The sequence below is a fragment of the Nocardioides sp. ChNu-153 genome (genome assembly GCF_030466625.1).
In the GTDB taxonomy this organism is placed as follows: Bacteria; Actinomycetota; Actinomycetes; order Propionibacteriales; family Nocardioidaceae; genus Nocardioides.
On the sequence record NZ_JADEVT010000016.1, the window covers coordinates 1 to 24,588 of the forward strand.

Sequence of the window (24,588 nt, forward strand, 5' to 3'; positions counted from 1 at the left end):
GCCCCGGCGCGACCCCGGGGACGCCCGGCGGCCCGGGCACCCCGCCCGCGACCGGGCCCACCACCCCGCCGACCGCGCCGCCGACGAGCCCGCCCACCGACCCACCCGCCGCCGCCCTGCAGGCACCGACCGGCGTCACCGGCACCGTGGTGGCCGACGGCGTCGTCGAGGTGCGCTGGGCCCACGCCGGGCCCGCCGCCACCGCCTTCGACGTCTCCGTCGTCGACAACGGCGCCCTCTTCGCCAGCGTCGACGGGAGCGAGCGCACCGCGCGGCTGACCGTGCCCCTGGGCCAGCCGGTGCGGTTCGTGGTGACCGCCGTCGGAGACGGCGCCCGCCAGGCCTCCGCTCCCTCCGCCCCCGTCACCGCGAGCAGCCGCCCGGGCGCGCCGGCCGCCGTCGGCGGGTCCGTCGCCACGGGCGCCCACGACGCCGGCGCCGTGACCGCGACGGTCACCTGGGGCGAGGCGGAGGCGTACGGGTCGCCCGTGACCGGCTACACCGTCGTCCTGTCCAGCGGTGGCGCCGGCGGCGCGACGCAGACGCAGCGGGTGGGCGCGGACGCCCGCACGGCGACGTTCACGGTCCCCTGCACCGACACCGGCGGCGAGCAGTGCGATCCCGGCACCACGTCGGTGAGCGTGCACGCCACGAACGCCGAGGGCGACGGCCCCGCCGCGACCGCCACCATCGGCGAGGGCGGCGCAGGCGCGGCCCGGCTCCCGGGCGCCGGTCGCCAGCACGTCACCGGGCACACGGGCGGCGACATCACCTACGAGGGCTTCGGCGAGGTCACGCTCTCCCTCGCGCCGCCGGCCGACTGGGCCGCGTTCACCGGCACGTGCAGCTACACGACCGACGCGGGGTCGTTCACGCTCCCCTGCGGCGAGACCTCGCTGACGATCCAGTACAACGAGGAGATCGCGTACGTCGAGTGCGGGCGCCCGGGCGGCGTCGGGGGCGGGCAGCAGCCCCTCACCCGCCAGCGCCAGGTCGTCTTCACCGCCGACAACGGGCGCACGAGCGCGCAGAGCGCGACGTACACCTTCACCACCGAGCAGGCGACGTGGTGCCGGGGCACCCCGCTCCCGTGACGCCGTACCGGGACACCCGCACCCACCTGCCCCCGCCCGTACCGATCCCCACACCGATCCCCAGCCCCGAGAGGATCCACCTGTGACCGCCACCGCCGAGGGCCGGGCCCACCCGTCCCCGACGTCCGTCTCCGAGGCCGACGTCGCCGAGTTCCGCCGCCTCCACCAGCGTCTCGGGGACGCCGTGGAGAGCGCCGTGCACGGCAAGCGCGCGGTGGTCGACCTGGTGCTCGTCGCCGCCGTGGCCGGCGGGCACGTGCTCCTGGAGGACGTGCCCGGCACCGGCAAGACGACGCTGGCCCGGGCCGTCGCCCGCGCCCTGGGCGGCGAGATGCGGCGGGTGCAGTTCACCCCCGACCTGCTGCCCAGCGACGTCACCGGCACCACGGTGTTCGACCCGGCCAGCGGGCAGGTGCGCTTCCGCCCGGGGCCGGTCTTCTCCCACGTCGTGCTTGCCGACGAGATCAACCGGGCGGCCGCGAAGACCCAGTCCGCCCTGCTCGAGGTCATGGAGGAGCACACGGTCACGGTCGACGGCTCCACGCGCGCCGTGCCCGACCCGTTCCTCGTCATCGCGACGCAGAACCCGATCGACCTCGACGGCACCTACCGCCTCCCCGAGGCGCAGCTCGACCGCTTCCTGCTGCGCACGTCGCTGGGCTACCCCGACGCCGAGCACGAGATCGACGTGCTCCGCCCGGGCAGCACGGCCGGGCGGGTGGCCGACGTGCCGGTCGTCGCGTCCCCCGGCGAGGTCGCCGCGGCCGGTCGCCAGCTGGCCTACCTCCACGTCGCCGACCCGCTGCTGCGCTACGTGCGGGAGATCGGCGTCGCCATCCGCACCGACCCCCGGGTGCGCCTCGGCGCCTCCACCCGCGGGCTGCGCTCGCTCGTGCGCTGCCTGCAGGTGTACGCCGCCTCGCAGGGTCGCCACTACGTCGTGCCCCACGACGTGCAGCGCCTCGCCGAGCCCGTGCTGGCCCACCGCACCGTCCTGACCCGCGACGCGCTGCTCGCGGGCCACCGGCCGGTCGACGTGGTGCACGAGGTGCTCGACGGCGTCCTGCCGCCGCAGCCCGACCAGGGCTGAGCGTGGCCCGGCCCGCCCCCGCCGCCTGGCGGGCGCTGACCCCGCGCGGTCGGGGCACCGCCCTGCTCGCGGTCGTCGTGCTGGTCGTCGGCGTCGTGGCCCGCTACCCGGTCCTCGCCGGCCTCGGCGCCTGCCTGCTGGCGCTCGTCGTCGTCGAGCTCGCCGCCGTGCTGCGCCGCCACGCGCTCGCACTGCGCCGTACCGTCGAGCCGGCCGTCGTCGTGCGGCACGAGCCCTGCCACGGCACGCTGCGGGTGGCGGGGCGACGACGCCGCGGTCTGGTGCGGACCGAGGCGGTCGACACGGTCGACGGCGTGCTCCACCCCGTGCGCATCCCCGACACCGACCGCGCCGAGGAGGTGCGCGTGGAGTACCCCGTGCCCACCCGCCGGCGCGGCGTCGTACCGGTCGGGCCGCTCCTGCTGCGCCACCACGGGCTGCTGGGCCTGGCCTCGCACGGCACCGAGCACGGCGAGGTGACGAGCGTGCGGGTGCTGCCCCGGCGGGTCCCGCTCAGCCGCACCGCGCCCGGCACCCGGCGGGCCGTCGTCGGCGCCACGGAGGCCGTCGACGTGGGCGGCACCGACCTCGTCGGGCTCCACGAGTACTCGGCCGGCGACGACCTGCGGCGTCTGCACTGGGCGACGAGCGCCCGCTCCGGGACCCTGATGGTGCGCGAGGACGCCGAGCCGGCCGAGCCGCACGTGTGCGTGCTGCTCGACGACCGCTCGAACAGTTACCCCGCCGACGACCGGGACGACCTGTTCGAGGACGCCGTCGAGCTGGCGTCGGCGCTGTGCCGGGTCACCGTCGCGGCGGGCCAGCCCCTGCGCTTCCGGGTGGTCAGCGGACGGTACGCCGTCGACGTGCCCGCCTCCCCCGCCCGGCTGCCGCGTCCCGAGGGCGACGAGGTCGAGCTGCTCCTCGCCGAGATCGGCGCCGTCGGGCCGGACACCGCGCCCGTCGACGTGCGGGGCGTGCGCGACGCCGACGTGGCCGTCGCGGTCTCGGGCGCCCGGGCCGACGACCGCGAGCTGGCCCTGCTGCTGGGCGACGGCGCCCGCCGGGTCGTGCTCTCCCTCGACCCCCGGCCGCTCGTGTCGTCGGGCCAGGTGGGCGACGTGCTCGTGCTCCGCGGCGGCGGGGCCCTCGGCCTGGCCGCGCAGTGGGACGTGGCGGTGGGGGCGTGAGCGGCGCGGGCCGCACGGAGCGTGCGGGGCTGCCCGGCGCCGCGGCGCTGGTGTGGAGCGCGAGCCTGCCCGCCGCGGGGGCGCTCTCGGTGGCGACCGCGTGGGGCGGGTGGCGCATGCCGCTGCTCGTCGTGGCCGCGGTGGTCGTGCCCTTCGCCCTCCTGGTGACCGTCGTGCGGCTCGGGGTGGGCCGCTGGGCGGCGACCGCCGCGCTCACGGCCCTCCTCGTGCTCGTCGCCTACGTGCTCGGGGCGGGCGCGGGCACCACGTTCGTCGGGACGGTGGGCGACGCCGTACCCCTGCTGCTGACGGAGCCGCAGCCCCTCGCCCTGCGGGCCGACCTGCTCGTGGCCCCGGTGCTCGCCTGCGGCCTGGTGGGCATCGCGGTCGGGCTGCGCTCGGTGCGCCCGACCCGGCTCGCCCCGCTGGTGGGCGGGCTGGTGCTCTACGCCGCGGGCGCGTTCCTCACCGGCGGCCGCGGGGACCGCGTCGGGGTCGTGGCGGCCCTGCTGCTGGTGCTGGCCGTGCTGGGCTGGTGCCTGCTCGACGAGACCGGCGAGCCGCGCCGGCGCCGCCTCGTGCTCGCCGGGCCGGTGCTCGTCGTGGCGGTCGGCGTCGTCGCCTCCACCGCGCTCGTGCCGGTGAGCGGCGCCTTCGACCCGCGGTCGGTCGTCGAACCGCCGATCGTGCGCACCGACGTCTCGAGCCCCCTGCCCCAGCTCGCCGCCTGGGCCGCGAACCCGGACGTGGAGCTGTTCACCACCGCCGGCGACACGGGCCCCACCCGCCTGGTCGTGCTCGACGAGTACGACGGCACGCAGTGGCGGGCGGCCACCCGCTACGGCCCCTTCGGGGCGACGGCGGACGACGTGCTCCCCGCCGGCGAGCAGCGGCGCCGCTCCACGATGGCGGTGCGGGTGGCCGAGCTCGGCGGCAGCTGGCTCCCCGCCCCGGGCACGCCCACCGGTGTGTCCGGGACCGAGGCGCTCGTCGACCCCCGCACGGGCACCCTCCTCGAGCCTGCCGGCGCGGCCGACGCCGAGTACGAGGTGACGGCGGAGGTCGACGACCCCGACCCGGCCCGCCTGCCGGGGGCCACGCTCCCCGACCCCTCCGCCGACCTGCCGCTGGAGCGCTACCTCGAGCTGCCCGACGTGCCGACGGACCTGTGGGTGTACGCCGGGCAGGTCACCGCCGGCGCCACCACGCCGTACCAGCGGGCGGTCGCCGTCGAGGACGCCGTGCGGGGCCAGCGGCGCGTCGCCGAGCGGGCCATCTCCGGCTCGGCGCTGTGGCGCGTCGAGGACTTCCTGCTCGGCGAGGTCGGCACCGCGGGCGCCCAGGAGGGGACCTCGGAGCAGTTCGCCACCGCCTTCGCCCTCGTCGCGCGGTACGCCGGGCTGCCCACCCGCCTCGTCGTCGGCTTCGAGCCCGGCGACGAGCAGCCGGACGGCACGCGGGTGGTGCGCGGCGAGCACGCGCTGGCGTGGCCCGAGGTCTACTTCGACCGGCTCGGCTGGGTGGCCTTCTCCCCCACGCCCGACGCCGACCTGGGCGGGGAGCGCCCCGACGCCCCGCTCGACCCGCCGACCACGCCGCCGCCGGCCCCCACGCCCAGCGCCGACCCGTCGCCCGACCAGGTCGACGACCACGCCGCGGACGACGCCGGCGGGTCCACGCTGCCGCCGCGCACCGGCGCCTTCGCCGCCGGGGCGCTGCTCCTCGCCGTGCCCCTCGGGCTGCTGCTCGCCCGGGCCCTGCGCTCGTGGGGCCACCGGCGACGCGGCGCGCGCGGCGCCTGGGCCGAGGTGCTCGACGCCCTGGTGCTCGCCGGCCGCCCCGCACCACGCAGCACCCCCGCGCCCGTGGTGGGCGACGGCGTGGCGATGCGGTACGGCGCGCCCGCCGCCACCCGGCTCGCCCGCGCGGCCGACCGCGCCGCGTTCGCCCCGGGCTCGACGGGCGCCGGAGCCCCGACGACCGAGGACCGGCGGGCCGTGCGGGAGGTACGGCGGGCGGTGCGCCGCAGCGTGCCGTGGTGGCGCCGCGCGTGGTGGTACCTCGACCCGCGGGTGCTCCGGCGCCGCTGACCCGCTCGTCCCTGCAGCGGCCTCAGGACGTCGGGGCGGTGATGCAGCGGACCTCGGACAGCCCGACCGGGCCCGTCGGCATGACGAGGAGGATGGCGTAGCACTGCCGTCCCCCCGCGGCCAGCGCCCCGGGCAGCACGACCTCGCGGGTGCCCGGCGCGAGCTCGGCCTCGTAGGAGACGACCGACCCCTGCGGGCCCGACGTGCGGGCGACGAAGAACCGTGCGGTGCCCTCGCTCGGGTCGGTCCACGCCAGCTCGAGGTCGAGCCCGGAGGCGTCGAGGGTCTGGAACACGACCGCCAGCTCGGGGTCGGGGCGGGGGTCGAGCGGCGGGTCCTCCGCCGGCGGCGTGCTGGCCGTCGGCACGGCGCCGACCGTCGGCGTCTGCTGCGGGCGGTCGGCCTCGTCGTCCCCGCCGCGCAGTCCGAACCCGACCACGCCCAGGCCGAGGCCCAGCACGAGGGCGAGCACGGCGAGGACGACCAGGGACCGGCGGCGCCGTGGCTCGTGCGGGTCGGTGGGCCCGTCCTGCTCTCGCTCCCGGCGCGCGTCCCGGCCCCTCCCGCGACGACCGCGACCACCGCGACCACCGCGACCGGCGGGGGGCTCGTCGGACCCGGCGACGGCCGGACCCGGCACGGCCGCGGGCGAGGCGCCGGTGCTCGTCGGGGCGGCGTCGGGAGTGGTGTCGACCGGGGCGTGGGCGAGCGCGGAGAGCGCCAGCGGCTCGGGGTCGGCGGACGCGCCGGGTGCCCACGCGGGCTCCACCGGCGCAGGAGCGGGCGTGGGGGTCGGGGTGGCGTCCGCGGCCGGGTGCGGCCGCGGCGCCGTCGGCGCCGGGCGGGGCTGCTCGACCGGGTGCTCCTCGACCGGTACGGCGGGCCCCGGCTGCGCGGGCTGGGCTGCCTGGGCCGCCTGGGCCGGCTGGGCGGGCTCGGCGGGCGCGACCGGTACGGCGGGAACGGCCGGCTCGGAGGACGGGAGCCAGGCGGACGTGCGCAGCGCGCCGAGCGCGTCGCGCAGCTCGCCCGCGGTGGCCCAGCGCTCCTCGGTGGGCTTGGCCAGGCACCGGTCGATGATACCGGCGAGGCGCTCGGCCCCGGGCACCTCGAGGGTGCGGTGGGGCTCGGTGCGGGCGCGGCGGATGTAGGCCAGCGCGGAGTCCTCGTCGGGGTCGTCGCTGGCGAACGGGGGCCGCCCGTCGAGGAGGGTGAAGAGCGTCGAGCCCAGCGACCAGAGGTCGTCGGCCCGGGACGGCTTCAGGCCGTCGAGCACCTGCGGCGCCGCGTGCCGGTAGGTGAAGGTCTCGACCGAGGACGTGTGCTCGGAGCCCGCCATGCGGGCGATGCCGAAGTCGGCGAGCACCCAGGAGGTGGGCAGGACGAGGACGTTCTGCGGCTTCACGTCGCGGTGGAGCACGCCGCGCTCGTGGGCGAACGCGAGGGCGTCGGCCAGCACGTAGCCGAGCTCGACGACCTCGTGGACCGGGAGCGGACCGTGGGCGCGGAGCCGGTCGTGGACGGTGCCGGCCTCGACGAAGTCCATGACGAGGTAGGGGCGGCCGGCCCCCGTCGTACCCACGTCGAGCAGGTTGACGATGTTGGGGTGCTGCCGCCCGAGCTCGATGGTGATCTCGACCTCGCGGCGGAAGCGGGCCGCGCGGGTGGGGTCGTCGGTGCCGAGCACCTTGATGGCGACGACCCGGTGGGGCGAGACCTGGCGGCCGCGGTAGACGACGGAGTCGCCACCGCGGCCGACCTCGGTCAGCTCGACGTAGCCCGGGACGTCCTCGGGCTCCGCCGTGGGCGGACGTGCCGGGGAGGCCGGAGGGCGCCAGGCGCCGTCCGTGCGCTCCTCCCCGGTCATCGCGTCACACCCGGTGGGGCATCAGCTCTTCGCCGCGTCGCCCTCGGCGGCCTCGTCGGCCGTCTCGTCGGCGGACCCGGCGTCGTCACCCTCGGCGACCTCGGCGGCGTCGGCCTCGGTGTCGTCGTCGCCCTCGGGCTGCGGCTCGCCGATGGTGCCGTCGGGCAGCAGGTTCTTCAGCTCGACCGGGTTGCCGGACGCGTCGGTGACGACGGCCGACTCCACGATCGCCGCGAGCGCCTTGCCGCGCAGGATCTCCTGCACGAGCTCGGGGATGTGGTTGTGCTCGAACATGTGGTTCGCGAACTCCTGCGGGTCCTGGCCGGACTGCTGGGCGCGACGCACGATGTGCTGGCTGAGGTCCTGCTGCTCGACGCCGAGCTCCTCCGCCTTGGCCACCTCGTCGAGGAGGAACTGGGCGGCGACGGCGTCCCGCACGCGGCGCTCGAGGTCGGCCTCGAACTCCTCGATGGTCTGCCCCTCGTCCTCGAGGTACTTCTCCATCGTGATGCCGGCCATCGCGAGCTGCTGCTCGACGCCCTCGCGGCGCGAGTTGAGCTCGTCGGCGACGAGGGTCTCGGGCAGCGGGATCGAGACCTTGTCGAGCAGGGCCTCCAGGACGGCGTCGCGGGCGGCCGCGGCCTGCTCGAGACGCTTGCCGCGGGTGAGGCGCTCGCGCACGTCGGCGACGAGCTCGTCGACGGTGTCGAACTCGGAGGCCATCTGGGCGAACTCGTCGTCCAGCTCGGGCAGCTCCTGCTCCTGCACGGCGGTGACCGTGACCTTCACCTCGACGTCCTCGCCCACGAGGTCGCCCCCGACGAGCTGCGACGTGAAGTCCTTCGACTCGCCGGCCGAGAGACCCTCGATGGCCTCGTCGAGGCCCTCGAGCATCCCGCCGCGGCCGACCTTGTAGGACATGCCGGCGACCTCGGCACCCGGGACGACCTCGCCGTCCTTGGTGGCCACCAGGTCGATGGTGACGAAGTCGCCGTCGGCGGCCGGGCGCTCGACGTCGATGAGGGTGCCGAAGCGCTCGCGCAGGTTCTGCACCTGCTCCTCGACGTCCTCGTCGGTGACCTCGAGGTCCTCGACGGACGCCTCGATGCCCTCGTACTCGGGGACCGTGATCTCGGGCTTGACGTCGACCTCGGCCGTGAACTCGAGGAGCTCACGGTCCTCCAGGCGGGTGACCTCGATGTCGGGCTGGGCCAGCGGCTCCAGCGAGTTCTCGCGCAGCGCCTCGACGTACACCTTCGGCAGGGCCTCGTTGATGGCCTGGTCGAGGACCGCCCCGCGGCCGACCTGGCGGTCGATGACCGCCGCCGGCACCTTGCCGCGGCGGAAGCCGGGCACGTTGATCTGCTGGGCGATCGTCTTGTAGGCCTCGTCGAGGCTCGGCTTGAGCTCGTCGAAGGGCACCTCGACGGTGAGCTTGGCCCGGGTCGGGCTCAAGGACTCGACGGTGCTCTTCACAGGTGGTTCTCCTCGTCGGTCGACATGCTGCTGCAGGGTTCGGATCAGTCGGGGCGACAGGACTCGAACCTGCGATCTCCTGCTCCCAAAGCAGGCGCGCTAGCCACTACGCTACGCCCCGCCAAGAGGGCCTCCGACGCCCCGGTCGCAGGCGTCTGACCTGCGGCGACAGGCTGTCGTCGACCACACTTGGAGCGGATGACGGGAATCGAACCCGCGTAGCCAGTTTGGAAGACTGGGGCTCTACCATTGAGCTACATCCGCCTGCGCGCCGCAGCGCCCGGACCACTCGCCCGGGCGCGGACACGCGGACGTCATGGTGCCACACGCCGCCCGGGGCGCCCCAACCCAGGTGCCGCGCGGGCTCAGGTGCGCCGGAGCACGAGGAGCGCGCAGTCGTCGGCCCCCGGACCCAGGTCGGCCAGCACCCGGTGCCCCAGCCCGGCCAGCCCCGCGGGGGCGTGGCGCAGCAGGTGCTCGCTGAGGAGCGCGATGCCGTCGTCGATGTCCGTGCCGCCGTCCTCGACCAGGCCGTCGGTGTAGAGCACGACCGCGTCGCCGACGTCGAGCCGCAGGCGGGCGGGCGGGTAGTCGGCGCCGGGGACGACACCCAGCAGCGGGCCGGACAGCTCGACGCGCTGGACCTCGCCGCAACGGCGGATCACCAGCGCCGGCGGGTGCCCGGCGGTGTAGGCCTCCACGTCGCCGCTGCGCAGGTCCACCGACAGGTGCACCGCGGTCGCGAACCCCTCGTTCCAGCCCTGGCGCAGCAGGAACTCGTTGGCGGCCGGGACCAGCTCGGCCGGCGGCACCGCGGCGACGAGACCGTTGAGCGCGCTGGAGAGCTGCAGCGCCCGGGTTCCGGCCTTCACCCCCTTGCCCGACACGTCGACGAGCACGGCGTCGAGCCGGCCCCCGCAGGCCGTCTCGGAGAAGCAGAAGAAGTCGCCGCTGAAGGCCGTGCCGTCGGCCGTGCGCACCACCCGGTCGGCCGCCCACCCCTCGGGCAGCTCGGGCAGCCGGCCCTGCGCCTGGATGCGGTCGCGCAGGTCGACCAGCATCGCCTCGCCCTCCGCGCCGCCCAGACCGAGCCGCACCCGGCGCAGCGAGGTGACGAGCACGAGCAGCCCGATCGTCGTGTAGACCGCGACCGACGCCCACAGCTTCGGCGTGAAGGCCGTCTGCTGGGTCAGGGCCAGCCCCAGCACGACCATCGCGAAGACGATGTAGCCCGCCAGCTGTCGCGGGCGCAGGAACAGCGTCGAGGCGACCATGGGCACGGTCAGGGTGTTGAGGGGGACGGTGTCCGGCCACAGCGCGACGAGGCAGCCGACGACGGTCGTCGTCACCACCAGCGCGCCGAGCGCCCGGTGGGCGACGGCGGAACGGCGCACGTCCCGGAGCACGAGGCCCCGGGGGCGCCGGGGGCGGCCCCTACCTTCCGTCCGAGACGACGCGTGCAGAGCGGTCATCGTGCCCTCCCACGTCGGATTCCTCCGTCACTGTACGCCCCGGGGGACGTGGCGCCGTTGGCACCGACCGCACCAGAACAGGTTGCGCTGGGCGAGCTCGGCCCGACGCACGGGCGAGCCGCACACCAGGCAGGGCAGGCCGTCGCGCCGGTAGACGTAGACCTCGCCCCCGTGGTCGTCGACGCGCGGCTCCCGGCCCATCGCCTCCGGGGTGTGCTCGGGCCGCACGGTGTCGATGCGGCCCGTGCGGACGCCGTCGTGCATGAGGTCCACCAGGTCGGCCCACAGCTCGTCGTACCGCCGGCGCCGCAGGCTCTCCCCCGGGCGGTAGGGATCGAGCCGGTGCCGGAACAGCACCTCGGCGCGGTAGACGTTGCCGACCCCCGCGAGCACCGTCTGGTCCATCAGGAGGGCGGCCAGCGGGGCACGGCTCCGCCCGATCCGGGCCCAGCCCCGGTCGGGGTCGGCGTCGTCGCGCAGCGGGTCGGGGCCGAGGCGGTCCGCCACGGCCCGCACGCCCGCGCCCGTCACCAGCTCGCAGGCGGTGGCCCCGCGCAGGTCGGCCCAGGCGGCGCCGCCGTCGTCGCGGGCGGCCACCAGCCGCAGGCGCACCTGCCCCACCGGGGCCGGCACCGCGTCGTCGACCGCGGTGGCCCCGAGCACGAACGTGCCGTAGAGACCGAGGTGCACGTGGACGAACCGGTCCGCACCGAGGTCGAGGAACAGGTGCTTGCCCCACGCCTGCGCCCCCTCGAGCACGGCGCCGTCGAGCAGGGCCGCCTCGGTGGCGAACCGGCCCTGGGGGCTGGAGACCCGCACGACCCGGCCCGCGAACGCGTCACCGAGGTCGTGGGCCAGCCGGTGGAGGGTGTGGCCCTCGGGCACGCGCGCGGCCCGCTCAGGAGGCGGTGTCGGCGCTGCCCGCGTCGTACCCGGGGAGGGCCGAGGCCGGCAGCGGCGGGAGGTCGCGGGTGACCTCGTAGTCGCCCAGCTGGGCGATGCGGCGCACGTGGCGCTCGTCGTCGCTGAAGGGGGTGGTGAGGAAGACCTCGACGAAGCGGGTCATCTCCTCCAGCGTGTGCTGGCGCCCGCCGACGGAGATCACGTTGGCGTCGTTGTGCTCGCGGGCCAGGACGGCGGTCGCCTCCGACCACACGAGGGCGGCCCGGACGCCGATGACCTTGTTGGCGGCCATCTGCTCGCCGTTGCCGGAGCCGCCGATGACGACGCCCAGGCTGTCCAGGCCCTCGGCCTGGTCGGCGGCGACGCCCTCCGCCGCCCGCAGGCAGAAGACGGGGTAGTCGTCGACGGCGTCGAAGACGAAGGGGCCGTGGTCGACGGCCTCGTAGCCGCTGTCGGCCAGCCAGTTCAGCAGGTGGTCCTTGAGCTCGAGGCCGGCGTGGTCGGAACCGAGGTGAACGCGCATGCGCCGATCCTCTCAGGCGTGCTGGCGCAGGAAGCCCGCGACCTGCCACATGAGCGGCTCCGCCGCGTCGTACGTCGCGGTGTGGCGCCAGAAGCCGTGCAGCTGGCCGAGGTAGCGGGTGCCGACCACCTGCACCCCCTCTTCCGCGAGCCGGGCGGCGAGGTGCTCGCCCTCGTCGCGCAGGGGGTCGTGCTCGGCGGTGACGACGAGCGTCGCCGGGAGGGTGCCCAGGCGGTCGGAGCGCAGCGGCGCCAGGTCGGGGTGCTCGAGGTCGGCGGGGGTGGCGGCGTACTGCTCCCAGTACCAGGCCGCCTCGCGGGGGTCGAAGCCGTGGTTCTCGGTGGTGAACGACCCGAACCCGCCCTGCGGGTCGAGGAACGGGTAGATCAGCACCAGGGCAGCGAAACGGCCGGGGTGGCGCAGGGCGGCCACGAGCGCGAGGTTGCCGCCGGCGCTGTCGCCGTGGACCGAGGTCGGACCGGCGAGTCCCTCCTCCTCGGCGTGGGCGTCGAGCCAGGCCAGCACCGTGTCGACGTCGTCGGGCGCGGCCGGGAACCGGTGCTCGGGCGGGCGGCGGTAGTCGACGCTCAGCACCGCGACGCCCGCGCGGTTGGCGAACATCCGCACGGCGGCGTCGTGCACCTCGACGTCGTTGAGCACGAAGCCGCCCCCGTGGAGGTGGACGACGACGCCCGGACGCGCGTCGGCCGGGCGGTAGAGCCGGCACCCGACCCCGTCGGCGTCGACGTCGCGGACCTCGGCGACGTCCTCCCGCGGCTGCGCGAGGGCCGCCTCGCGGTCGGCGGCCCGGGCCGCCGCCACGTCGAAGTCGGGGTCGGTGACCTTCTGCTCGTCGGCCGAGGACTCGAGGGCGCGCCGCGCCTGCGGGAACAGCATGGCGCCAGCCTAGGTCCCCCCTCGGCTTCAGGAGTCCAGGCGGGCGAGCTCCTCGTCGACGACGGCCGGGTCGAGCTTCGTGAAGACCGGCGTGGGCTTGGCGACCGGCCGGCCCACCTCGACCGGGGTACGCCGCCACGGCCGCGCCGCGGCGTACTCACCCGTGATCGTGGGGTAGGACCGCGACGGGTCGTCGAGGTCGTCGACCTCCTCGATGCGCGGCATCGGCTGGACGTCGCCGGCGCCGCCGAACACGCGGTCCACCGCGTTCGCCGAGAACGGCAGGAACGGCGACAGCACCGTGTTGAGGTCGGCCACGCACTGGGTGAGCACGTGCAGCACGGTGCCGAGACGCTCGCGCTGGTCGTCGCCCTTGAGGGTCCACGGCGCGGTGTCGGTGACGTACTTGTTCACCTCGCCCACCGCCTTCATGGCCTCGCCGATCGCGGCCTTCTGGCGGTGGCGGGCCAGCAGGTCGCCGACGGTCGTGAAGGTCTGCTCGACCAGGTCCAGGAGCGCGGCGTCGCCCTCCTCGAGCGGGCCCGCGGGCGGGATCGCGCCGAAGTTCTTGGCCACCAGCGTCGCCGTGCGGTTGACCAGGTTGCCCCATCCGGCGACGAGCTCGTCGTTGGTGCGGCGCACGAACTCGGCCCAGGTGAAGTCGCTGTCCTGGTTCTCCGGCCCGGCCGCGGCGACGAAGTAGCGGAACGCGTCGGGCTGGTAGCGCTCGAGGAGGTCGCGCACGTAGATGACGACCTTCTTCGACGAGGAGAACTTGCGGCCCTCCATCGTGAGGAACTCGCTGGACACGACCTCGGTGGGCAGCGCCAGCTCGCCGTACTCCCCCGGGCTGCCGCCCTTGTCGCCCTTGCCCGCGTACGCGAGCAGCTCGGCGGGCCAGATCTGGCTGTGGAACGTGATGTTGTCCTTGCCCATGAAGTAGTAGCCGAGCGCGTCCTCGCCGCCCTCGGGGGCGGGGTTCCACCACGCGCGCCACGCGTCGGGGTCGCCCGTACGGCGGGCCCACTCGATGGACGCGGAGAGGTAGCCGACGACGGCGTCGAACCAGACGTAGAGCTTCTTCGTCGGGTTGTCGCGCCAGCCGTCGAGCGGCACCGGGATGCCCCAGTCGATGTCGCGCGTCATCGCACGGGGCCGGATCTCCCCGAGGATGTTCTTCGAGAACCGGATGACGTTGGGGCGCCACGTGCCGGAGGCCTCGCGCTCGTCGAGCCACTCCCCCAGGGCCTCGGCCAGCGCCGGCAGGTCGAGGAAGAAGTGCTGCGTCTCGACGAACTCGGGCGTCTCGCCGTTGATGCGCGACACGGGGTCCTTCAGGTCCGCCGGGTCGAGCTGGTTGCCGCAGTTGTCGCACTGGTCGCCGCGGGCGCCGTCGTACCCGCAGATGGGGCAGGTGCCCTCGATGTAGCGGTCGGGCAGCGTGCGGCCCGTGGACGGCGAGATGGCGCCGTACGTCGTGCGCTCGACGAAGTAGCCGTTCTCGTGGACGCCCGTGAAGAGCTCCTGCACCACCGCGTAGTGGTTGCGCGTCGTGGTGCGGGTGTAGAGGTCGTAGGAGATGCCGAGCGCAGCGAGGTCCTCGACGATGAGGCGGTGGTTGCGGTCGGCGAGCTCCTGGGCGCTGACGCCGGCCTCGTCCGCGGCGATGAGGATCGGGGTGCCGTGCTCGTCGGAGCCCGACACCATGAGGACGTCGTGGCCCGCCATGCGCATGTACCGGCTGAACACGTCGGAGGGCACGCCGAAACCGGCCACGTGGCCGATGTGGCGCGGGCCGTTGGCGTACGGCCAGGCGACGGCGGACAGCACATGAGTCATGGGGGCGATCCTAGGAGCCCCGGTCCCCGCGCGCCGCAACGAGGCGGCGGGGCCGTGCCACGTCAGCGCTGCTGCACGACCCAGGCGGCACGGCCGGACGAGGGCCGACTGGTCGCGGTGCCGAAGTAGGTGACCTGGACCGTGTGGGTGCCGACGCCCGGCTTCACGGTCAGCCCCAGCGTGCCGTAGCCGTCGACGAGCGTCGCGTCCTGCACCCGCACTCCGTCGACCGCGACCCGGACGCGGCCCGCCGCCGGCGTGCCGTCCGTGTTCGAGACCGCGAACCGCACCCGGTTCACGCCGCCGCGCAGCGTCGTCGGCGCGTCGAGGCGCACGTAGGTGCGGGTGTCCTGCACGCGGGCGGCGTCGATGCGGTCCTGCGTCTGGCGGCGGATGGCGTCCATCGACGCGTACACGTACCGGCCCGGGCACGCCGTGTCGTTGGTGTCGCGGTGACCGTCCATCACGTGCAGGTACGCCGTCGTGCCCGACGGGTACTTGTCGCTGCCCTCGGAGACCACGTCCCGCTTGTCGAGCGGGCTGAGGCCGGCCTGGTCCAGCTTGTACGCCGCGAGCGACGTCAGCTGCGTGATCGCGGCCGCGCTCGGCCGTGCGCCCTCGTGGTTGCCGATGAGGGCGATGCCGCAGGAGGTGGCGTTGAACCCGAGGGTGTGGGCGCCCCGGACGAGGCGCTTGACGCCGCCGGCCCGGCCCTCGAAGGCCCGGCCGAACTTGTCGACGAGCAGGTTGTAGCCGATGTCGGACCAGCCCAGGGTCTGCGTGTGGTACGCGTACATCGCCCGGATGATGCGCGGCACGTCCTCCGCGCCGTACGCGTTCGCGCCCGCCGTGTGGTGCACGTGCACCTGCTCGAGCCGGTCGCAGTAGCGCAGCGAGCCGTCCCGCAGGGACTCGTCGGCGCCCCAGTCGGCGCGGGAGTAGACGAACGACATGGGCGCGGTGCGCTCCGCGCGTCGCGCCGGCACCGCCTGGGCGTCGGCGTCCAGGAGCTCGACCGCCAGCCCCGTGACCGGGCCGTCGGCGGCCACCTCGACCGCGTCGGCGTCGCCGACCCACACGAGGTCGCTCGCCCGGGTGCGGCGGGCGGCCCGCCCCTCCTCGCTGTCGGGGCTGGGGCCGTCCTGGAGGTGGCCGACCGCCTGCCACCCCTGCCAGGTGCCGTCGAGACCACGCACGCGCAGCGACAGCGCCGGGGAGCCCGTGGCCCAGGTCAGCGCGACGAGGGCGAAGCGGTCGGCCGTGACCGTGGTCGAGCGGGGCGCGCCACGGCCGGCGAGGGCCAGGGGCACGGTCGCGCGGCGCACCCCGCCGGACGCGGTCGTCGCCAGGCGCGCCCGGGTGGGACCGGCGGCGGCTGCCGCGGCGGGGGCACCGACCGACAGGGCGGTGGTCGACACCGTGGCGGCGCCGGCGCCGAGACCGGCGCCGACGAGGAGGGAGCGGCGGGAGGGGGTGGGTCGCGCGGGACCCTCGTGGTTGTCCGAGACCATCGCACCATCGTGGACCACGGCGCCGACGAGCGCGGATGATTCCGTGAGGTGGCCGTTGAACCGGCCGTCGGGGCGCGCTTCGATGGGGCGCATGGCGCTCATCGCGGAGGACCTCCTGCTGCTCCTGCTCGACGACGAGGACGGCACCCTGCTGCAGCAGTCCTTCCTCGACCAGGCGCTCGCCGGGGCGGTGCTCGCGGAGCTGGCCGCGGAGGGGCTCGTCGAGCTGGGCGAGGAGCGGCGCTGGGGCGCGAAGCCGCACGTGCTCGCCGTACGCGGCGCGCACACCGACGACCCGGTGCTCGCCACCGCGCTGGAGCGCGTCGCGGAGAAGCCGCGCGACGCCCAGGGGCTGCTGCACCCGCTCGCGAAGGGCCTGCGGGCCACGCTGCTCGACCGGCTCGCCGAGCGCGGCGTCCTGCGCCGGGAGGAGGGCCGCGTGCTGGGCCTGTTCCGGCGCACCACCTGGCCGGCGGTCGACTCGGCGCACGAGGAGCAGGTGCGCGACGAGCTGGAGGCGACGCTGGTCCACGAGCGCCCCGCCGCGCCCCGCGCCGCGGCGCTCATCGGCCTGCTCCACGCCATCGGTGTGGTGCACCGGGTGGTCGACCGCGAGGGCGTCTCGGCCGCCGAGGTGAAGCGCCGCGCGAAGGCCGTCGCCGAGGGCGAGCTGGCCTCCGAGGCCGTCGGCTCCGCCGTCCAGGCGATGTACGTCGCGATCTGGACCGCGACCATCGTGCCCGTCATCACCACCACGACGAGTTGAACGCGAGTGGCGGGTTCCCCGGTGCACCGGGGAACCCGCCACCCCGCGGGCTCAGCTGAAGTCCAGGTCCCCGGTGCGGGTGCGCTTGAGCTCGAAGAAGTACGGGAACGACGCGACGGTCACCGAGGCGTCCCACAGCTTGCCAGCGTCCTCGCCGCGCGGGATCTTCGTCAGCACGGGCCCGAAGAACGCCGTGCCGTCGATCGCGATGACCGGCGTGCCGACCTCCATGCCGACCTGGTCCATCCCGGCGTGGTGCGACGCCTTGAGGGCCTCGTCGTACTCGGTCGAGTCGGCGGCGTCGGCCAGCTCGCGCGGCAGACCGGCCTCCTCGAGCGCCTCCTCGATCACCTCGCGGGTGAAGTCCCGCTCGTCGAGGTGCCGGCGGTTGCCCAGTGCGGTGTAGAGCGGCAGCAGCGCCTCCTTGCCGTGGGCCTGCTCGGCGGCGATGCAGACGCGCACCGGGCCCCAGCCGGTCGAGAGCATCTCGCGGTAGTCGTCCGGGATGTCCTTGTCCTCGTTCAGGTAGGACAGGCTCATCACGTTCCAGGTCACCTCGATGTCGCGCACCTTCTCCACCTCGAGGATCCAGCGCGAGGTGATCCAGGCGAAGGGGCAGAGCGGGTCGAACCAGAAGTCCGCGCGGGACCTGTCGGCGGTGGGCACGGCTGCAGCGGCGTCGGTGGTCATGCCTGCGGCAACCCGGCCGCGGCCCCCGGCATTCCCGCGTGCCCGCCTCCCGCCGTACCCGGGTCGGTGGAAGGATCGGCCCATGCCCGGAACCAACCTGACCCGTGACGAGGCCGCCACCCGCGCGGCGCTGCTGTCCGTGGAGTCCGCGAGCGTCGAGCTCGACCTGACCGTCGGTGAGGAGACGTTCGCCAGCACCACCGTGCTGCGCTTCTCCAGCACCACCCCGGGGGTGACGACGTTCGCCGACCTCGTGGGCGCGAGCGACCTCTCCATCACCCTCAACGGGGGCGAGCTGGACCCGGCGGCCGTCTACCGCGACAGCCGCATCGAGCTCGCCGGGCTGCGGGAGACCAACGAGCTGCGCGTCACCGCGCGCCTGCCCTACAGCCGCACCGGCGAGGGCCTGCACCGCTTCGTCGACCCGGCGGACGGGCGGGTCTACCTCTACAGCCAGTTCGAGGTGCCGGACGCGCGCCGCGTCTACACGACGTTCGAGCAGCCCGACCTCAAGACGGTCTTCACGTTCACCGTGCGCGCGCCCGAGGGGTGGAAGGTCGTCTCGAACGCCGTGACGCCCGAGCCCCAGCCGGCCGGCGACGGCGCCGCGACGTGGGCCTTCCCGCCCACCGAGCGGATGTCCACCTACATCACCGCGCTCGTCGCGGGTGAGTACGTCGAGGTGCGCGACACGTACGCCGGCAGCCACGGCGAGATCGATCTCGGCCTGTTCTGCCGCACCTCGGTGCGGCCCTACCTCGACGCCGACGAGCTCTTCGAGCTGACGCGGCAGGGCTTCGCGTTCTTCGAGGAGAAGTTCGACTTCCCCTACCCGTTCGGGAAGTACGACCAGCTGTTCGTGCCGGAGTACAACATGGGCGCGATGGAGAACGCGGGCTGCGTGACCTTCCGCGACGAGTACCTGCCGCGCTCGCGCCAGACCCACGCGTTCTACGAGCAGCGCGCCAACACGGTGCTGCACGAGATGGCGCACATGTGGTTCGGCGACCTCGTGACCATGAAGTGGTGGGACGACCTCTGGCTCAACGAGTCGTTCGCGGAGTGGGCGAGCCACTGGGCGCTCGTCGAGGCCACCCGCTACACCGAGGCGTGGACCGGCTTCACCAACGCCCGCAAGAACTGGGCCTACCGCCAGGACCAGCTGCCCTCGACCCACCCCATCGCGGCCGACAACCACGACCTCGAGGCCGTCGAGGTCAACTTCGACGGCATCACCTACGCCAAGGGCGCCTCGACGCTCAAGCAGCTCGTCGCGTGGGTCGGCATCGACGGCTTCCTGGCGGGGCTGCGCGCCTACTTCAAGGCGCACGCGTTCGGGAACTCGACCTTCGCCGACCTGCTCGCCGCCCTGGAGCGCGAGTCGGGCCGCGAGCTCGGCAGCTGGGCGCAGGAGTGGCTGCAGACCTCGGGCGTCAACACGCTGACGCCGGTCGTGACCTCCGGTGAGGACGGCACCATCACGGCCTTCTCCGTGCGCCAGAGCGCCGCGGCGGAGTACCCCACGCTGCGCCGCCACCGCCTCGGCATCGGCCTCTACGACCTGGTCGACGGCCGGCTCGTGCGCCGCGCGGCGGACGACGGCGTCGGGGGGTACGTCGAGATCGACGTGCACGGCGAGGAGACCGAGGTGGCCGCGCTTGTCGGCGCCCGGCGCCCCGACCTGCTGCTGCTCAACGACGGCGACCTGACCTACGCCAAGATCCGCCTCGACGAGGTGTCGCTGGCGACCACGGTGGCGCACGTCGACACGATCGACGACACCCTCGTGCGGGCGCTGCTGTGGGGCGCGACCTGGGACATGACGCGCGACGCCGAGATGGCGGGCAGCGACTTCGTCGAGCTCGTCCTGCGCGGCCTGGCGACGGAGACCGACATGACCGCGGTCGGCCGGCTCCCGACGTACGCCGGCACGACGGTCGCGTACTACACGGACCCGTCCCACCGCCCGGCCGTGAAGGCGCGCTGGGAGGAGGGCCTGCGCGGGCTGCTGGAGTCGGCGGAGGCCGGCTCGGACCGCCAGCTGGCGTTCGCCCGGGCGTTCGCGGGTGCGGCGCACTCCGACGCGGCCCTCGACCTCGTGGCGGCCCTGCTCGACGGCAGCACGACCGTCGAGGGCCTCGTGGTCGACACGGACCTGCGCTGGGCGCTGCTCACCTCGCTGGCAGCATCGGGCCGCGTCGACGAGGCCGAGATCGCGGCCGAGCTCGAGCGCGACTCCACCATCTCGGGCCAGGAGCGGGCGGCCGCCGCCCGAGCCGCCCGGCCGACCGAGGAGGCCAAGGCCGCCGCGTGGCGCGACGCCGTCGAGCGCGACGACGTGGCGAACGAGACGCAGCGGCAGGTGGCCTACGCGTTCTGCCGCTCCGACCAGGCGGACGTGCTGGCGCCGTACCTCGAGCGCTACCTCGCCACCGCCGAGCACATCTGGGAGTCCAAGGGCGTCCAGCGCGCCTCGACCGTGCTCGTCGGGATGTTCCCGCTCCCGCTCGTCTCGCCCGAGACGCTGGCGCGGGTCGACGAGTGGCTGGCGTCGTCGGGCGCGAACCCCGCGGCCAAGCGGTACGTCGCGGAGGGCCGCTCCGACATGGCGCGGGCCCTCGAGGCCCAGGCTCGGGACGGCCAGGCGGTCGCGGCCGGCTGAGCCGGGCGGCACCGGACGGTGCCGGAACGCGACGCGCCCCGTGGGTCGGACCCACGGGGCGCGTCGTACCTCTGCAGCGGTGCGGACCGGATGCTCAGAGCCGGTCGGGGCTGTCCAGGTCGGGCTCGGCGCCCTTCGCGGGGTCACCCGCGGCGGCCGCGCGGCCGGCCTTGGCGGCCTCGGCGAGCTGGGTGATGCCCCGGTTGATGCCGCCCACGATGTCGCCGTCGGCGAACGCGGACTGCATGACCGCAACGGTGCGCAGCACCACGGTGTCGTCGACGGCAGCGCGCACCTTGCCGCCGGTCACGATCTCGAGCACGCGCTCCGTCGGGTCGACCAGGATGAGGATGCTCTTGGGCGGCACGACGAGCGAGTTGTGCAGCTGCGTGGCGAACGAGCGCGGGTCACCGTTGACGTGGCCGACGTAGACCGAGAACTCGAACCGGCACAGCTGCTCGGCCGCGCGGATCGTCGCGTCGACCTGCTGGCGGTCGTGCTTGGAGAAGACCTCACCACCGGCCACTTGCGCCACCCGCCTGCGACTCCTCGGTGTCGGGCGCGGCCAGCTCCTCGGGGGCGCGGCGGGGGCCGCCGAACCACTCCGCCTCGACGGCGTGGGCGGCGCCGGGGCGCACGTCCTTGCCGCGGGCGATGGCGGGCAGGTAGACCGCCGCCGCGATGAGCAGGATGAGGCCGAGCGGGATCCCGACGAGCAGCCAGAGCACGTGGAGCGGGTCCACCGACTCCTGCGCGGGGTCCCAGCCCAGCGGCACGTCGGCGTGGGCGGGCCCGGCGGCGAGGACGGCCAGCGCCGGCGCCGCTGCGAGCACGGCGACGCGACGGACGGTGCCTCGGGAGGTACGTCGAGCGGGGCGGGGCTCAGGGTGCGCAGTCACGCACCCGAGGATATCGGTGGGGAGCGCCCCACGGATACTGGGCACCATGTTCTCCGTCCCGCTCCCCCTGGTCGAAGACGTGTCGCAGTGCGCCCCCGACCAGACGATGTCGTGCCGCCTGACCTGGCGGCTGACCGAGAACGAGGTCGTGGCGGACGTGACCAGCGCGATCGTGGGCGCGATCCTCGCGCTCGGCGGCATCTTCCTCGTCGCGTGGGTGGCGCGCTGGCTCGCGCACCGGGCCATCGACCGCATGGTGACGCGCGCCGCGTCGGGTGTGCTGCCCACCGGCCTGGGGCGGCTCAGCAAGGGCGACCGCACCACCGGGGCGAGCGAGAGCAGCCCCATCGCCACCTCGCGCCGCGCGCAGCGCACCCGGACGACGGGGTCCCTGCTGAAGAGCATCGTCAGCGCCATCATCGGCACGATCGTCGTGATCATGTCGCTCTCGGAGCTGGGCTTCGACGTCGCGCCGCTGATCGCCAGCGCCGGCGTCGTGGGCGTCGCGCTCGGCTTCGGCGCGCAGAACCTGGTGAAGGACTTCCTCACCGGCGTCTTCATGATCTTCGAGGACCAGCTCGGGGTGGGCGACGTGGTCGACGTCGGCACCGTCTCCGGCACCGTCGAGGCCGTCGGCCTGCGCATCACGCGGCTGCGGGACACGGACGGCACCGTCTGGTACGTCCGCAACGGCGAGATCCTGCGCGTCGGCAACAAGTCGCAGAACTGGGCGCGCGCCATCATCGACGTCGCCCTCCCCTACGCCACCGACGTCCACCAGCTCATCGACGTGCTCCGGGCCACCGGCCACGACCTGTGGGAGGACGACGACTTCCGCGGCGTCCTCATCGAGGAGCCGGAGGTGTGGGGCGTGCAGGAGCTGACCCACGACCTCCTGACCGTCCGCATGACCGTCAAGACCGCCCCGCTCGAGCAGTGGCGGGTCTCCCGCGTGCTGCGCGAGCGGATCAAGGTCCGCCTCGACGCGGCCGGCCTCACCGGCACGCCGCTCCCGTGAGCCCGACGACCGCCCCTCGGGCAGGATGGACACGATGACCTTCTACGACGAGATCGGTGGCGAGGCCACGATCACGACGATCGTGCACCGCTTCTACGAGGGCGTGGCGCAGGACCCCCTGCTGCGCCCCATGTACCCCGACGAGGACCTCGGGCCCGCCGAGGAACGCTTCCGGCAGTTCCTCGTGCAGTACTGGGGCGGCCCCACGACGTACTCCGACGGCCGGGGCCACCCCCGCCTGCGCATGCGCCACGCCCCGTTCGCCGTGACCCCCGCGGCCGCCGAGCGCTGGCTCGTGCACTTCCGCGCCGGGCTCGACGCCGCCGACCTCACGCCGGAGCAGGACGAGAAGTTCTGGGGCTACGTGACCCACGCGGCGCAGTTCATGGTGAACAAGATGGAGGACGTCGCGCCCTGAGCCCGGGCGCGGCGGCGCCTGACGTCGCTGCGGCGGTCGAGACGGGCGGGGTACGCCGTCCGTCGGCGTGGGCGCGCCGGCGCCCCGCGTCCGGTGGTCGAGGTGGCCGCGCCAGCGCCCCTCCAAACCACGATGTCGAGGTGGCCGCGCGCTGGGGTGCGGTCATTGAGGTGGCCGCCCCAGCGGCCCTCGGTTCGGTGGTTGAGGTGGCCGCGCCAGCGGCCCTCGAAACCACGATGTCGAGGTGGCCGCACGCTGGGGTGCGGTGGTTGAGGTGGCCGCCCCAGCGGCCCTCGAAACCACCCGACGAACGTCCGTCGGCCGGCCGCCTCGCGACGCTCTCGAGTCTCTACTTCCGACTTTCCCCAGTCCCCGTCCACCGGGGCAAGACTGTCGGTGGCCACCCCTAGCGTTGTCCGTATGAACCACCCGAGCACCGCGGTCGTCGAGGCCCCACCGGCCGTCGACACGACGGCGCTGCTCGCGACCGCCCGCGAGGCCGCCGCCGCCCAACGCGCAGCCGACGTAGCTGCGTTCGTCGCGGTCGCCGACTGGGCCGAAGCCCACACCGACGGCACCGTTGCCGACCCACTCGGCCCGCTCGGTCTGTGGTCCGAGAACCCCGATGCGATTCCTGGCGGCGACCGGTTCCTCGAGCTCGGCGGCCCGGGCGCGCCGCTGGTCTCTGAGTTCTGCCTGTACGAGATCTCCGCAGCCCTCGGCCGATCCGTCAGTTCCGGCCGCCCGCTGATCGGTGACGCCATCGAATTGCGCCACCGCCTCCCCCGCCTCTGGTCACTTGTCCTCGCAGGCGCCGACGCCTCGACGCAGCGACGCTCGGTGCCCGTGTGGCGCGCGAGGAAGATCGCCGCCCTCACCCGGACATTGACCGCCGAGGCGGCCGACTTCGTCGACCGGAACCTCGCCCCCCTCGCGCACCGCGCCACCATGCCCACCGTCGAGCGCCTGGTCGCCGAGGCCGTCGCCCGGTTCGACCCCGAGAACGCCGAGCTCGACCGCGCCGACGCCGACGCCGGCCGCTACTTCACCATCGAGACCAGCCCCGTCGACGCAGCAGCACCCTGGACCGGGGTCGTCCCCGTCCACGGCACCCTCGACCTCGCCGACGCCCTCGACCTGGACAACGCCGTGCAACGAGTGGCGGCCGACCTCGCCGCTGCTGGCTGCGACGCCGACCTCGACGTCCGCCGCTCCATGGCCCTCGGCGAGCTGGCCCGCCGCCAGACCGCGCTCGACCTGTACGGCGTGACCCACGACGGTGACGGCGCCTGCGGGAACGCAGCCGCAACGAGTAAGCCCCCGCGGCAGGTCGTCCTCTACGTCCACCTCTCCGACGCCGCCCTCGCCGCCCACCGCTCCGCCGACGGGCTAGAGGCAGGGCCCAGCATCGACACCGCGACCGGCCACACCGGCATCGACCTCGCCCGCCTTGAGAACACCCGCGCCCTCATCGCCGCCGACCAGGTCCGCGACTGGTGCCGGACCCCGGGCACGACGATCACCGTCAAGCCCGTCATCGACCTGAACGAGCACGTGGCGGTCGACGCCTACGAGGTCCCCGACCGCATCGCCGAGCGGGTGCGCCTCGACCGGGCCACCTGCGCGTTCCCCTATTGCGGGCGACCAGCACGCGGGCTCGACCTCGACCACACCGAGCCCTACCGGTGGGAAGCGGCACCCGGTGCCGGGCAGACGTCGACCAGCAATCTTGCGCCACTGTGCCGAGGCGAGCACCGCGTCAAGACACACCCATCACCGACCGGAGCCAGCCCACCAGGCCCATCCGACGGTCCCGACGACCCACCGCGCGGCATGCCACCCGATCGACGATGGCGCTACCAACGCGACTCGCTCGGCACCTACATCTGGACCAGCCCGCACGGGCTCCGCTACGCCGTCGACTCCACCGGCACCACACCCCTGAACTAACCCGCTAGCGCCGACCCGCCACCCAGCAGGACCTGGCGGGGCCACCGGCACGCCCGGGCGTGGTTTCGAGGGCCGCCGGGGCGGCCACCTCAACCACCAGACGCCACCACCGCCGTACCCGCACGGCCACCGGCGTGTCCAGGCGTGGTTTCGAGGGGTGCCAGCGCACCCACCTCGACCACAGGGAAGCGCGGCCACCTCGACCACCGGGAAGCGCCGCCGCCTCGACCAGC

The 24,588-nt window shown here is 74.8% G+C and carries 20 protein-coding genes and 2 tRNA genes; 9 read left to right on the top strand and 13 right to left on the bottom strand.

The features are described 5' to 3' along the window. From INN71_RS15830 to INN71_RS15845, 4 genes are all read left to right on the top strand, one after another. Window positions 1-1,094: fibronectin type III domain-containing protein (locus INN71_RS15830; protein WP_301801178.1), on the top strand; the 1,094-nt coding region annotated here is incomplete at its 5' end. A gap of 82 nt (window positions 1,095-1,176) precedes the next feature. Then, the gene (locus tag INN71_RS15835) at window positions 1,177-2,184 is read left to right on the top strand and encodes a MoxR family ATPase (RefSeq protein WP_277501634.1); all 1,008 of its coding nucleotides are present in this window, start codon (window positions 1,177-1,179) and stop codon (window positions 2,182-2,184) included. Window positions 2,185-2,186: 2 nt separating this feature from the next. Further along, window positions 2,187-3,374 carry a DUF58 domain-containing protein gene (locus INN71_RS15840; RefSeq protein WP_277501635.1) on the top strand — a complete coding sequence of 396 codons (1,188 nt, stop codon included), beginning with the start codon at window positions 2,187-2,189 and terminating at the stop codon, window positions 3,372-3,374. After that, window positions 3,371-5,464 carry a transglutaminase domain-containing protein gene (locus tag INN71_RS15845; RefSeq protein ID WP_301801181.1) on the top strand — a complete coding sequence of 698 codons (2,094 nt, stop codon included), beginning with the start codon at window positions 3,371-3,373 and terminating at the stop codon, window positions 5,462-5,464. The genes INN71_RS15840 and INN71_RS15845 overlap by 4 nt, the downstream gene beginning before the upstream one ends. Before the next feature lie 22 nt (window positions 5,465-5,486). On the opposite strand, the gene INN71_RS15850 is transcribed toward INN71_RS15845, so the two are convergent. From INN71_RS15850 to INN71_RS15895, 10 genes are all read right to left on the bottom strand, one after another. After that, complete coding sequence (locus INN71_RS15850; RefSeq protein WP_301801183.1) at window positions 5,487-7,331, bottom strand: serine/threonine-protein kinase; 1,845 nt, start codon at window positions 7,329-7,331, stop codon at window positions 5,487-5,489. A 21-nt stretch (window positions 7,332-7,352) separates the two neighbouring features. After that, the gene (gene tig / locus INN71_RS15855) at window positions 7,353-8,807 is read right to left on the bottom strand and encodes a trigger factor (RefSeq protein WP_277499662.1); all 1,455 of its coding nucleotides are present in this window, start codon (window positions 8,805-8,807) and stop codon (window positions 7,353-7,355) included. Between the two features lie 48 nt (window positions 8,808-8,855). Then, window positions 8,856-8,928, bottom strand: a tRNA-Pro gene (locus INN71_RS15860). Window positions 8,929-8,997: 69 nt separating this feature from the next. Then, window positions 8,998-9,071, bottom strand: a tRNA-Gly gene (locus INN71_RS15865). Between the two features lie 101 nt (window positions 9,072-9,172). After that, window positions 9,173-10,201 carry a PP2C family protein-serine/threonine phosphatase gene (locus INN71_RS15870; RefSeq protein WP_277499663.1) on the bottom strand — a complete coding sequence of 343 codons (1,029 nt, stop codon included), beginning with the start codon at window positions 10,199-10,201 and terminating at the stop codon, window positions 9,173-9,175. 105 nt (window positions 10,202-10,306) lie between these two features. Then, the gene (locus INN71_RS15875) at window positions 10,307-11,164 is read right to left on the bottom strand and encodes an Fpg/Nei family DNA glycosylase (protein WP_277499664.1); all 858 of its coding nucleotides are present in this window, start codon (window positions 11,162-11,164) and stop codon (window positions 10,307-10,309) included. 13 nt (window positions 11,165-11,177) lie between these two features. After that, a complete protein-coding gene (locus INN71_RS15880; protein WP_277499665.1) occupies window positions 11,178-11,705 on the bottom strand; it encodes a ribose-5-phosphate isomerase in 528 nt (175 codons plus the stop codon). Between the two features lie 12 nt (window positions 11,706-11,717). Next, window positions 11,718-12,602 (bottom strand): alpha/beta hydrolase, encoded by an 885-nt coding sequence (locus INN71_RS15885; protein ID WP_277499666.1) that lies wholly within the window; start codon window positions 12,600-12,602, stop codon window positions 11,718-11,720. 27 nt (window positions 12,603-12,629) lie between these two features. Continuing rightward, the gene (gene metG / locus INN71_RS15890) at window positions 12,630-14,441 is read right to left on the bottom strand and encodes a methionine--tRNA ligase (protein WP_277499667.1); all 1,812 of its coding nucleotides are present in this window, start codon (window positions 14,439-14,441) and stop codon (window positions 12,630-12,632) included. A 62-nt stretch (window positions 14,442-14,503) separates the two neighbouring features. Beyond that, window positions 14,504-16,054, bottom strand: coding sequence for an N-acetylmuramoyl-L-alanine amidase (locus tag INN71_RS15895; RefSeq protein ID WP_277499669.1), 1,551 nt, complete (start codon window positions 16,052-16,054; stop codon window positions 14,504-14,506). Here INN71_RS15895 and INN71_RS15900 point away from each other — a divergent pair. Continuing rightward, a complete protein-coding gene (locus INN71_RS15900) occupies window positions 16,044-16,718 on the top strand; it encodes a GPP34 family phosphoprotein (protein WP_277499670.1) in 675 nt (224 codons plus the stop codon). The two genes, INN71_RS15895 and INN71_RS15900, sit on opposite strands and share 11 nt — an antisense overlap. Before the next feature lie 51 nt (window positions 16,719-16,769). On the opposite strand, the gene INN71_RS15905 is transcribed toward INN71_RS15900, so the two are convergent. Further along, complete coding sequence (locus INN71_RS15905; protein ID WP_277499671.1) at window positions 16,770-17,408, bottom strand: disulfide bond formation protein DsbA; 639 nt, start codon at window positions 17,406-17,408, stop codon at window positions 16,770-16,772. Between the two features lie 82 nt (window positions 17,409-17,490). On the opposite strand from INN71_RS15905, the gene pepN reads away from it, so the two are divergent. Then, window positions 17,491-20,070 (top strand): aminopeptidase N, encoded by a 2,580-nt coding sequence (gene pepN / locus INN71_RS15910; RefSeq protein ID WP_277499672.1) that lies wholly within the window; start codon window positions 17,491-17,493, stop codon window positions 20,068-20,070. A gap of 94 nt (window positions 20,071-20,164) precedes the next feature. Here pepN and INN71_RS15915 read toward each other — a convergent pair whose 3' ends face one another. Both INN71_RS15915 and INN71_RS15920 read right to left on the bottom strand, forming a co-directional pair. Continuing rightward, complete coding sequence (locus tag INN71_RS15915) at window positions 20,165-20,605, bottom strand: DUF5130 family protein (RefSeq protein ID WP_277499673.1); 441 nt, start codon at window positions 20,603-20,605, stop codon at window positions 20,165-20,167. Then, on the bottom strand, window positions 20,583-20,969 hold the full coding sequence (locus tag INN71_RS15920; RefSeq protein WP_277499674.1) for a hypothetical protein: 387 nt from the start codon (window positions 20,967-20,969) through the stop codon (window positions 20,583-20,585). Before INN71_RS15920 ends, INN71_RS15915 begins: the two co-directional genes overlap by 23 nt. A 46-nt stretch (window positions 20,970-21,015) precedes the next feature. On the opposite strand from INN71_RS15920, the gene INN71_RS15925 reads away from it, so the two are divergent. The 3 genes from INN71_RS15925 to INN71_RS15935 all read left to right on the top strand — a co-directional run bounded on the left by INN71_RS15925 (window position 21,016) and on the right by INN71_RS15935 (window position 24,355). Next, window positions 21,016-21,987 (top strand): mechanosensitive ion channel family protein, encoded by a 972-nt coding sequence (locus tag INN71_RS15925; protein ID WP_277499675.1) that lies wholly within the window; start codon window positions 21,016-21,018, stop codon window positions 21,985-21,987. 34 nt (window positions 21,988-22,021) lie between these two features. Beyond that, on the top strand, window positions 22,022-22,405 hold the full coding sequence (locus tag INN71_RS15930; protein ID WP_277499683.1) for a globin: 384 nt from the start codon (window positions 22,022-22,024) through the stop codon (window positions 22,403-22,405). A 420-nt stretch (window positions 22,406-22,825) separates the two neighbouring features. Next, the gene (locus tag INN71_RS15935; RefSeq protein WP_277499685.1) at window positions 22,826-24,355 is read left to right on the top strand and encodes an HNH endonuclease signature motif containing protein; all 1,530 of its coding nucleotides are present in this window, start codon (window positions 22,826-22,828) and stop codon (window positions 24,353-24,355) included. Window positions 24,356-24,588: the final 233 nt, after the last annotated feature.

Excerpts from the sequence above, each read along its gene's own strand:
- INN71_RS15850 (WP_301801183.1), bottom strand. The coding sequence starts at position 7,331 with ATGACCGGGGAGGAGCGCACGGACGGCGCCTGGCGCCCTCCGGCCTCC.
- INN71_RS15880 (WP_277499665.1), bottom strand. The coding sequence starts at position 11,705 with ATGCGCGTTCACCTCGGTTCCGACCACGCCGGCCTCGAGCTCAAGGAC.
- INN71_RS15885 (WP_277499666.1), bottom strand. The coding sequence starts at position 12,602 with ATGCTGTTCCCGCAGGCGCGGCGCGCCCTCGAGTCCTCGGCCGACGAG.
- metG (WP_277499667.1), bottom strand. The coding sequence starts at position 14,441 with ATGACTCATGTGCTGTCCGCCGTCGCCTGGCCGTACGCCAACGGCCCG.
- INN71_RS15900 (WP_277499670.1), top strand. The coding sequence starts at position 16,044 with ATGGCGCTCATCGCGGAGGACCTCCTGCTGCTCCTGCTCGACGACGAG.
- INN71_RS15895 (WP_277499669.1), bottom strand. The coding sequence starts at position 16,054 with ATGAGCGCCATGCGCCCCATCGAAGCGCGCCCCGACGGCCGGTTCAAC.
- INN71_RS15905 (WP_277499671.1), bottom strand. The coding sequence starts at position 17,408 with ATGACCACCGACGCCGCTGCAGCCGTGCCCACCGCCGACAGGTCCCGC.
- pepN (WP_277499672.1), top strand. The coding sequence starts at position 17,491 with ATGCCCGGAACCAACCTGACCCGTGACGAGGCCGCCACCCGCGCGGCG.
- INN71_RS15925 (WP_277499675.1), top strand. The coding sequence starts at position 21,016 with ATGTTCTCCGTCCCGCTCCCCCTGGTCGAAGACGTGTCGCAGTGCGCC.
- INN71_RS15930 (WP_277499683.1), top strand. The coding sequence starts at position 22,022 with ATGACCTTCTACGACGAGATCGGTGGCGAGGCCACGATCACGACGATC.
- INN71_RS15935 (WP_277499685.1), top strand. The coding sequence starts at position 22,826 with ATGAACCACCCGAGCACCGCGGTCGTCGAGGCCCCACCGGCCGTCGAC.